At 45.5% G+C, this 8,814-nt stretch carries 7 protein-coding genes and 1 tRNA gene; 3 read left to right on the forward strand and 5 right to left on the reverse strand.

Going from position 1 to position 8,814, the window contains the following annotated elements; all coding sequences use genetic code 11:
- Nucleotide 1 precedes the first annotated feature (1 nt).
- Nucleotides 2-322, forward strand: coding sequence for a DsrE family protein (locus tag HUU58_15960; protein ID NUN47169.1), 321 nt, complete (start codon nt 2-4; stop codon nt 320-322).
- 12 nt (nt 323-334) lie between these two features.
- Here the strand turns inward: HUU58_15960 and HUU58_15965 are convergent, their stop codons facing one another.
- The 3 genes from HUU58_15965 to HUU58_15975 are packed head-to-tail and all read right to left on the reverse strand — an operon-like array spanning nt 335 to nt 3,588.
- Complete coding sequence (locus HUU58_15965; protein ID NUN47170.1) at nt 335-748, reverse strand: SET domain-containing protein; 414 nt, start codon at nt 746-748, stop codon at nt 335-337.
- On the reverse strand, nt 733-1,581 hold the full coding sequence (locus HUU58_15970; GenBank protein NUN47171.1) for a hypothetical protein: 849 nt from the start codon (nt 1,579-1,581) through the stop codon (nt 733-735). The genes HUU58_15965 and HUU58_15970 overlap by 16 nt, the downstream gene beginning before the upstream one ends.
- A 12-nt stretch (nt 1,582-1,593) precedes the next feature.
- On the reverse strand, nt 1,594-3,588 hold the full coding sequence (locus HUU58_15975) for a M1 family metallopeptidase (GenBank protein ID NUN47172.1): 1,995 nt from the start codon (nt 3,586-3,588) through the stop codon (nt 1,594-1,596).
- A 207-nt stretch (nt 3,589-3,795) separates the two neighbouring features.
- Between HUU58_15975 and HUU58_15980 the strand changes: the two genes are divergently transcribed.
- Nucleotides 3,796-5,670, forward strand: coding sequence for an alpha/beta fold hydrolase (locus tag HUU58_15980; GenBank protein NUN47173.1), 1,875 nt, complete (start codon nt 3,796-3,798; stop codon nt 5,668-5,670).
- Nucleotides 5,671-5,768: 98 nt separating this feature from the next.
- Nucleotides 5,769-5,851: transfer RNA gene (locus tag HUU58_15985), tRNA-Leu, on the forward strand.
- Between the two features lie 34 nt (nt 5,852-5,885).
- Here HUU58_15985 and HUU58_15990 read toward each other — a convergent pair.
- Together HUU58_15990 and HUU58_15995 are read right to left on the reverse strand one after the other, a co-directional pair.
- On the reverse strand, nt 5,886-8,222 hold the full coding sequence (locus HUU58_15990; GenBank protein ID NUN47174.1) for a bifunctional metallophosphatase/5'-nucleotidase: 2,337 nt from the start codon (nt 8,220-8,222) through the stop codon (nt 5,886-5,888).
- 33 nt (nt 8,223-8,255) lie between these two features.
- Nucleotides 8,256-8,814, reverse strand: a 559-nt coding sequence (locus HUU58_15995; protein NUN47175.1) for an insulinase family protein, incomplete at its 5' end; no start/stop codon positions are given.

The raw sequence follows: 8,814 nt of genomic DNA on the forward strand, positions 1-8,814 counted from the left end.
CATGAAACTCGGCATTATCATAGAAACCAAAGAACCGGAAAAAGCGTGGAATGCATTTCGTTTTGCCGTCACATCCCGCAAAACCGGCCACGAGGTAAAAGTATTTCTGATGGGTGAAGCCGTCGAATGCGAAGGACTCACGCATGAAAAATACAACGTGGATGAACAATTGAAAAAATTTATCGGTGAGGGCGGTACGATCTTGGCCTGCGGTACATGCCTCAAATCACGGCAATTGGATGGTACTGAAAGTTGTCCGATTTCTACGATGATCGATTGTGTTCAGATGGTCGAGTGGGCGGATAAAGTCGTTACGTTTTAAAAATAGAAATCCTCAAATACTACCTCGGCATCGTTTTGCACCGCATCGGCAGCGAAGTTTGCCGTCGTGATGCGACTCGACGTAATCGCAGGTGATCTCCTCTCCCATGCGAATCACACGCCGCGCATAAAATTCGACGTGATGACCGTAGACACGCATCCATGCATTAGGCGCACAGCTGTGGTTGATCCGCGCAAAGGCATTGCCGTGATCAAAACCGTCTACGGCCCACCCGTCCGAAAATTCGACCAAAGCAATAGCTCCGCGTTGTTTAGCACGCCGACGGGCTTCACGTACCGTAATGATCGCGCCGGTCATTTCACCGATCTTACGACGTGCCGGTATTTTTTCATCGGCAAAAACACCCCGGCCGTGAATCGGGCTTTTTTTTATTTTGACTCGGTATCCGATCACGCCGTTTGTAATATATTTTCCTGCGACGAAACGACGCGCGGCGGCACGACGGTATAATGCAAATTTTTCCACAGCTCTGCCGGTGCCGCCAAAAACTGAATCCGCATCATTGCGCGGAAATATACAAATAGCTGATGCAAGACGATCATCATCAAAAGTTTTAGTCCGTTATTCGCCACGAATCCGTTGTCCAAATATTTATACAGTGCGAAAACGGCCACAAACGCGATCCCATTGACGATATACAGCGCACTGATGTGATGCACATGCTGCCAAACCCATTTCCATGACTGAAAATACATCCGCGTTACGGAATAGTGTGCATTATAGACGATACGAATTTTAGCAATATCTCCCGCCATGATCGCCGTACCGGAGAGTATCACCGTAATAATCCAGCCGTATTCATACGTGGGAATGAGTGCTATGCCGATCATAACAAATACCGCATTCCACAAGAATAACCGGAAAAAACGACCGAAGTATTTACCGCAATTATGCCAAAAAAGGTTTTGTTCATTTGGGTGTATAAGCGCCGCAACAATACCGCCTGTCAAAAAAATCATGAGTATAAGCGAGGCGATCGCCGCTCCGCCAAATACCGACGAAATAATCGTACCCGCCGAAGGCTGATCAATCATCATGTCAAATAAGTAGTTAAGTTCAAAATCATTTTTCCACAGCGAAGGAACTTCTGTGCGTCCGAAGTACTGCCCCATCGTGCGGTACGCCATAACGTATCCGGGTATCGCCGTAATCAAAGTAGTAAACCACAGTATGATCGCCATACGGCGGTTATTCCATGTTGCATGCCAAGCGCTGAAATAGATATGTGTAAGTTTCATTGTGTATTCTCCTTAAACTAATACGGCCAACACCTGGCCGATATTTTGTAACCAAAAAAGAAAACGCGTAATATAGCGCTGAATTCCGACTTCGTCCCGCTCAAGCACGCGGCTATTATTGGTCCAGTTGATATCCAATAAATTGACGCGATCCGGATCAATATGCACCGATTTGATTTTCGCCTTACCATGGTAAACAAATTCCTGGGGCGCGTATTGACCGTCCCATGTCTCGACAATGGAATCGCCGTCGGCAAAACAAACCAAAATTTTCGTCGGAAAATAACCATCGCCCATATTGCGTACGGAAAATCCGCTTCGGTATTGTTTTAGTGAATCCGATGCATCGCTGCCGGTAAAACTCAGATCATTACCCTCGCCAAACCAGCCCCGGGACGCATGTATTTCTTCATTAAATATCCCTGCTATCTGATAATCTACGGTTACCGGTTTATTGACAAACTGATCAAAATACCACATAAAATCCTTCCCGGTCACTTCATTGACCACCGCATAAAAATCGCGCGGTTTGGGATGCTTGAAACTGTAACGTTCAAAATACGTGCGCATGACTTTATTCCACATCGCATCACCGAGGTGGCGTTGCAGTGTTTCCAAAACAAGCGCCGGTTTGGCATAGGCCGCAGGCTGATAAAAAGATTCCGGAATATTCCACGAAAAAGCTTCGATCACACCGTCTTTGGGTCGGCTCGTATAGCTGCTTCGATTATAGGCCAATACGTTGAAAGGAATACCGAAAATATCCGCCATTTCGTAAGCAATATTATTCTCCTTTGCAAAACGAACGGATGCACGCGCTTCGGTATATTGCGTAAATCCTTCATCCATCCACGGATGTTCAAATTCATTGGTTGCTACGATACTTTGAAAATAATTATGGCCGAATTCATGAAACGTCACAGTCTCCAGCCAATGGTTGGGCACGATATATTTATTGATAAAAGGCCATCCGAAATAAGAACCCGTCGTGACAAGTGTCGGATACTCCATACCGCCGGCTGTCATTTCTTCACCTACAGGCATATCTACGATCGTCAGATTGGGATAGGGATACGCGCCGTACCACTCTTGATAATAATTGAACATCGCTTCGGATGTCGCATAATATTTGGGCATTACCCAAAGGCGTTCCGGAGGAACTAAATACGTCACGACGACCTGCCGCCCTGTTTCTTTGATCGTCACTGTTTGCTGAAGTTCCTTAAAGTGAGGATACGCTGTCCAGACGGCATCAATTACATCTTCCTGACGATAGCGGAATAGATTGGTACTGTCGTTGAGCGCTTTCTTTTCCATAAGCACGGCATTGGCGCCGACGACGTATTTTTTTGGAACGGTTAGCTCCATCGTATAAACGCCGAAGTCGGCATAGAATTCAGAATTGGAGTGAAACTGATGGCAATTCCACGCTCCGTTTTCCCATACCCCGATTTTGGGAAACCATTGACCGATGAGATAAAACTCATCTTCCGTAAAACCCGTACGTGCATACACGCGCGGCAGTTTGGATGTGAAATCGCAGGTAAGCCGAATATCTCCGCCCGGAGGTATCGGGCGACTCAGCGGAACACGCATTACCGTACGATCGTCCTTGTTTCCGTCATCCGGTGCGATGTATTCGATACGCGTCGTGAGGTTTTCTCCGCCGGCCATCGCCAAATTTTTTATGAGGATATAACCCCAATTGGCCGAATCCAGTTTAATCTCACCGGAACGATGCCGTCCTCCGCTTTCACGAATAAAAGTAGATCTTTCATTGCGAAATGCATTGAGGTAAAGGTGAAATTGCAATTCCTTTACCGTATCACGACTGGCATTCCACCAATGCAGATTCCACGATGCCTCGACGGTTTTCAGTTCCGGCTTCAATTCCGCCCGCAAATCATAGTTGGCAATACGCGGGCTCAACGGTTTTTCAAAAATTTTTTCCTGCGCTATCACCGATAAACCGGTCAGAGTAATAAAAAACAAATAACGGAAACTCATACACCCTCCTCATTATATCAAAAGCAGACATTTCGAGTTTATCAATAATACGACCGAATATCAACACATATGACACCCTTACTTAGACAATAAAAAGAACAAAATGTTGCAATGTCTATCGAACAACGCATTGAAACGGACATTAATACGCAACAATAAAGACCCTGTTCCGTATCTATCAATCATATTTTTTAGAAAAGGTCTCTCATGTCGCATTCAAACCTTTTTTCATTCCAAGTCTTAGGAATACTTTGGCTTGTTTTTTTTCCATCATGTGTAAATGCTAATTCCGATGATAATTCTAAGGCCTTTACGCTTATGACCGATGACGGTGAATCGTTTATCAGTGAATTAGATTATTTTAAGGTTCCCGAATCACGTGATGGTAATTCATCCCGTGAACTATCGTTGGCATACCTCAAGATACCTTCCACGTCACAAAATCCCGGGCATCCGATAATTTATCTATCCGGCGGACCAGGCAACTCGGCTATCCGTTCGGCTAAAACCAATTTGATCACGGCTATTCTTGAACTTCGCCGGCACTCGGATGTTATTCTTTTGGAACAGCGAGGTGCAGGCCTGTCAACAATGGAGATGAATAGTGATAGAGTTTTTACGCTGCCTTTGGATCAACCCATTACCTCCGACGCAACCAGACGGATATTCACGGAAGCCATACGATCCATTCGTGATGAAATGTCGTCGAATGCCATTCGTCTTGACTCTTATAATACTTTAGAAAACGCTCACGATATCGAAGCGTTAAGAAAAGCATTGAACCTCGATTCCGTAATTATCTGGGGGCAGAGTTACGGAACGCACTTAGCGTTGGCTTATGCCCGGGCCTATCCGTCGCATATTTCCAAAATGATATTGGGGGGTATCAACGGATTGGATCAAAGATTGCGAACTCCCGAAGATGGTCAGATATGGCTCCGAACAATCAATAACCTTGTTCATGAAAATACCAAACTTTCCAAAAAAGTACCGGATTTTATCGGTCTAGTAGATTCCGTTTTTGATTCACTTCAAGCCTACCCCAAAACCGTAGAAATTCCTCTGAAGCGCGCATTGCGCTACGACCAACAGCCGTGGTATAACAAAATCGCTATAACTGTACGCTCGTGGTTTAACGGTACAATATCTGTGACAGTTTATAAAGAAGACGTACAAATGCTCATCGGATTGCAGGCGGGAAATTTGGAATTCATTCGTTCACTCCCGTTTCTTTTTTACAGCATGAAGCGCGGCGATTATTCGACGATCGCTCTCCAGATATTTAACATGAAAAACACACCGGTCGGATCGGTCATGCGTTACCCGGCGTCCATCGCATCGGGCTGTTCGGCAGAACGTCTTGCTCTGATCGCATCACAAAAAGATACATGCCTCTTATCGGACATGATTAATTTTCCATTTAATCGCTCCTGGTTTACGGAAGAATGGAAAGTTACGGATTTAGGACATTCATTCAGAGCGCCTTTTACTTGCACGATCCCCACTTTGTTTGTAAGCGGCACTCTGGACGGCCGGACGTCTATGACGGATGCCGATGCGGTTCGAAAAAATTTTACGCACGCGTCGAATATTATCATCGAAGGCGCTTCCCATGAAGTTTTTACCTCCGATATGCGTGTATTGGCTTTAGTTGATTCATTTATCATAGGACAAACACTGGATCGGCGAATCGCGGTTCCGACTGAGTTTTGGGGCATAGACGAACTCTATCAATCGGATATTATTTATAATCTGGCAGCCCAACAAGGGATAGAGATTGCATTAAAACGCGTTGCCAAAATCACTTCCGATACGGCAAAAGTACATATCACCGGATTTACTCTCTATCAATCGGCCCAGCGGCTATATGAACGCGACCAAAAGGCGGAAGAGGCTCTAGTATTATTAGAAATGAATACACGCCTGTTCCCTAACTTTATTCATAGTTATGAGTTGGCCGGTGATATAGAAGCTCGACGGAAAAACACGAATAAAGCAAACGAATGGTATGCCATAGCATTTGAAAAAAATCCGTTTTTCAGAAGAACCTTACTGAAAAAGTCAAAAACTAAGCCCCAATAACAGCCAGGAATATAAATCGGATTTTATTCTAATAGAGCATGGCGTTTCTTAAAATTTATTTGACGTTTCAAATAAATTATCTTATTATTGCCCGCCTTGCCGAGGTGGTGAAATGGCAGACACGCTAGTTTCAGGTACTAGTGCCCGCAAGGGCGTGGGGGTTCAACTCCCCCCTTCGGCACCCAATCCCGCAAACCCATTGCGGGATTTTTTTATTACCAAAATTTCCAACCTGCCGTAAATACGAGACCAAACTGCAACGCCACCGAATACGCCCATTTGTCTCGCCCGTATCCTTTATAAGCAAAAAAATTCACGCCGGGATTAAAATAAAAATTCTTAAACCGCTCTATGGCGATAAGAGATGACCAGTTGAACCGCAAAGAACGCGTATTGGATGACGCGCTGTCGGCTTCGGCCACACTTTTTTTCTTTTTGGCTTTGGTAAAAAAATAGATGAATTCAAATTCAGAAAAATTACCATAGTTCCCGCGTGTATTGGAAAATAGCGAATGCACACCGACACCAAAATTGCCGATTCGTCGTTCATTACCCTCGATCCGGGTTAGATGGACGAGCCCGACGCGGTTTTCGGAAAAATTCCAAAAATCCGAAAACGCCGCCCCGGTATGAATGTATAAATCTTTCTTTCGCGGGCCCTGATCGGCCGTAAATTCGGATTGAAATTTAGACGCCGCATAAGGATATACGGCTACCGAACTTACGATAGGCTGTTCGATGAGCGGCAAAGCCACGAGACTTTCGACGGACCAGTTATCATCCGATTCGCGGTAAGGATCATTACCCAACTTGATGCGGCCGTACTCCGATTTAATATAGTTTTCTATAATGAGGTCGCGCGTCCAGCGGGTCAGTTTCATATCAAGCGAGGAGGAAACCGCTACTTTTTCTTCGCCTTGCAATTCGTTGATGGAGTAGTCTTTATACAGAGCATCATTCTTTTTTGTTTTATTCTCCGCTTGGAAACCGATCTTGCGCATCGTCATAAACCACACCGGATGATCAAATCTTCGTGGTATATTCCGGTCTTTGTTTTCGATCAGGTATTCGATAAATGTCTTTCGTATCGGCAGCAGCTTTCCTTCGGCCTGTTGACGCCATCCGTCTTTGGTGAGCGCAAAATGTTCCTGTTTACGCGTGCCGCGTAAAAATTCGTTATACCCGTCGCCGCCGTTGGCCAAAAAATTGGAAGTGACCACCGTGTAAAATTGATCAGCTAACACCGCACGCCCGTGCACATTGAAGCCATCCGTTTTGCCCGTCGAATTAACCGCCTTGAGATGTACAAAACGATCGTTGTATTTGGTGCGGCTCTCATCGCTGCGTTTTATGATTTTGAGAATATCCTCGCCTTTGATGCGGAGTGTGACAATATCGTTTTCGATCCAAAATATGCGCTCAAAATCCCGTACCGTCAGGGTGTCCGTTTGTACGGCATTGGCGATATAATTATCAAAATCAAAAAAGCGGTCATTGATCACGGCGATCTCCGCATTCGCTTTAAAAAGCATCATCGCCATCATATAATCGCGCAGATCTTTATTGCCCATCCAATTCTTTTTTAAAATAGAAGACGACGGGCCCAATCCATACGCGGTTTCACAGTGTTCGGCATAGGCCAGTTCCACTTCTTCTTCAAACGCCGCCTGCATCGCCGGATCCACGTAAATCGTTTCGGAGGCCAGTTCGATCACTTCGACGCTCTGCACATCATGTATTTTGCGATCTTGCACTTCCATCGTAATGTGCGGTATGTTGCGGCCAAATTTATCCACCGAAAACACAAACGTCTCAAAACGATCACTAACGCGTACCGAACTAAAACGATCCGGTGCGATATAGCTGGATTTACCGATAATCACGTTGATTTCTGGAAATTCGCGTGCAAAATCATTGTTCTCTTCTTCCGAAAGATGCGTCAAAAGAACAATGGCATCCGATTGTTCGCGCACTTCGTCTATATACACACGGATCGCCGCACTGGGATCGGCAATGATAATGCCGGCCATTTTTTCCTCAAGTACACTTTGTGTTATTGCCGGATCCGTCACGCCGATAATACCAACGCGCAGCCCGGCTTTTTCGACGATCTTATACGGCTGCAAATACGGCAGTGAGTCCGCGCCTAAAACATTGGCGCCGAGAATGGACGGATACGAAGGGTCATCCACATACGCTTTGAGCACATCTTTTCCAAAATCAAATTCGTGATTACCCACCACCATCGCGTCATAGCCGATATCCCGCATTTTATCCAAAACAATGCGACCGTGCGAAGCCGTCGTCAAATAATAATACCCCAGCGCATCGCCGGTATCGAAAAGGAGCATATTCTGACGACCATAAGCCGATTGGAGCTGGTTTATCGCAGCCTGACGTTCCAGTATCCCGCCCGATTTGCCAAATTCGACATTCTCTTCAAAAAGATAACCTTTGGTATCACCGGTAGCGACAATGTGCAGACTCTGCGTGATGGCGGGATGATGCGCGCCATAGAGTAAAAGGCATATACAAAAAAATATAGTCTTCATAAAAATGACCGAATCCGTTAAGTGGTAGCACCATCAAGGCTTCAATATTACGGTATTTGATTTTTCAGGTATAAGATAAGACTGCGCAACCCGTCTGATATCCTCCGGCGATACGCGCATAAAATCATTTTCCAAGGCATCCAGTTGTCCGTTATGATACCGTCCGGAGATCGTCGTATAGCGACCAATCCATTGTGCGCGTCCCAATGTCGTTTCCAAGCTTTGTGCCCACTCGGAACGGATAATATTACGCATACGCTCCCATTCGCGCAATGTGATCAATTCTGTTTTTAGTTTGTTCAGCTCATCCCACAACGCTTGTTCCAGTTCTTCAATAGCTATCTCCGGGCGTGCTTGCGCCGTAACATGAAAAAGGCCGTCATCCTTTTTTTCATCCATACTGCATGATACGGAAGTAGCTTTTTGCGGATCATACACCAGATGACGATATAGTCTTGAACTTTTCCCCGTTGCGAGTACGCCACTCAAAAAACTCAGCGCCGCAAAATCCGGATGATCTACATGGACAGCTGAAAAAGCGATGTGGATGGCGGGCAATGCTACTTCTTTATTTACAACACGACGCCGCGCA

It is taken from the genome of bacterium (genome assembly GCA_013360215.1).
Classification (GTDB): domain Bacteria; phylum CLD3; class CLD3; order SB21; family SB21; genus JABWCP01.

What these genes read in the sequence shown, in the direction of transcription:
- HUU58_15960 (NUN47169.1), top strand. Translation starts at nt 2, where the DNA reads ATGAAACTCGGCATTATCATAGAAACCAAAGAACCGGAAAAAGCGTGG.
- HUU58_15975 (NUN47172.1), bottom strand. Translation starts at nt 3,588, where the DNA reads ATGAGTTTCCGTTATTTGTTTTTTATTACTCTGACCGGTTTATCGGTG.
- HUU58_15990 (NUN47174.1), bottom strand. Translation starts at nt 8,222, where the DNA reads ATGAAGACTATATTTTTTTGTATATGCCTTTTACTCTATGGCGCGCAT.
- HUU58_15980 (NUN47173.1), top strand. Translation starts at nt 3,796, where the DNA reads ATGTCGCATTCAAACCTTTTTTCATTCCAAGTCTTAGGAATACTTTGG.
- HUU58_15970 (NUN47171.1), bottom strand. Translation starts at nt 1,581, where the DNA reads ATGAAACTTACACATATCTATTTCAGCGCTTGGCATGCAACATGGAAT.